Source organism: Campylobacter sp. RM19072, from assembly GCF_024723485.1.
In the GTDB taxonomy this organism is placed as follows: domain Bacteria; phylum Campylobacterota; class Campylobacteria; order Campylobacterales; family Campylobacteraceae; genus Campylobacter; species Campylobacter porcelli.
The window spans coordinates 1-1124 of the sequence record NZ_JANQCU010000051.1 but is presented as its reverse complement, the minus strand read 5'-3'; the positions used below and the strand labels follow the sequence as shown (position 1 = coordinate 1124).

Genomic DNA, 1124 nt, shown 5'->3' with positions numbered 1-1124 from the left:
TAAATGAGCTTTTATTTTATGGTGATTATGGTTATTATAATAGTGATTTATTAACACAACAAATTTAAATCAAAGTTGTAATATTAAGCAACTTGACATTTTTAAAAATAGATATTAAAATAGTATTGCAACCCATATAATATAATTAATTAGACTATGGATTAACTCTTAAAGCAATGAATGTATTTATAAATAAAAAGTTAAAATATTTTTAGATTTATAAAGAATTATTTAATATATAAAATAATAAAACCTTATTCTTTTTTATTTTATTTAAATAGTTAGGATTGATATTTGAATTTAATTTAGATACCATCTTATTATTAATTTTTATATTATTCAAATAATAATTATAAATTTTTAAAAATATTTTATATTTGGAAGTTGAATGCTTATTATAAAGTGAGTAGTTTGGTAATTTATTAGATTAAACTTATAAAAGTTATAAGACTGCTTTTATTTATAATATTTAATATGGAATTAATAAGTCATTTTAAGTTTTACATTTTTGATTATGAGCTTGGTATATTATAATTAATTAAAATTTAAATTAATAAAAAAGCAAATTTAGCTATTTTAATTATGCTAAGTTCATTATTTGTTACAAATTTAAATGCCTTAACTGGCGATAGAAAAACAGCTTGCGAAGTGTTGCTTTGCCTCTCAAGCGGAACACGCCCTAGTGAATGCAATCCACCACTTGCTAGATTTTTTTGCTATTAAAGCTAAGAAGCCTTGGAAAATTTTTAATCGTGCCTATGAGCTCATATCTATAACCATAGTATGATAAATTAAGTCCAAATGATAGGCATTGTGCAACAAGAAGTTACTCATATGAGCGTGGTGGTGGAAACTTGCTATATAATTATTACTATAAAAAGCAACAATTATAAAAATTTGCTGGAGTTATTAAAATTTAAGATAAAATAAAAGAAGCCATAGGGGGTTTGTATTTCCTCACTTTCGTGAGGCAAGACTAATAAGCCTTGACAACAATTATACAAAGTAGTATAATTACCGCAAATACAAATGGAATATGCTTATCTCCTTTCTATAGAGACAAAATTTGCCATAGTGGTACCAGCCCTATGGCATATCCCCATAAGGGAGTTATAGCAAAATAA

The 1124-nt window shown here is 24.5% G+C and carries 1 protein-coding gene; it reads left to right on the top strand.

From position 1 onward, the window contains the following. Positions 1-582: 582 nt before the first annotated feature. Entirely contained in the window at positions 583-723 is a 141-nt protein-coding gene (locus CSUIS19072_RS08410; protein ID WP_180380073.1) for a TrbM/KikA/MpfK family conjugal transfer protein, read from the top strand. Positions 724-1124: the final 401 nt, after the last annotated feature.

What these genes read in the sequence shown, in the direction of transcription:
- CSUIS19072_RS08410 (WP_180380073.1), top strand. Translation starts at nt 583, where the DNA reads ATGCTAAGTTCATTATTTGTTACAAATTTAAATGCCTTAACTGGCGAT.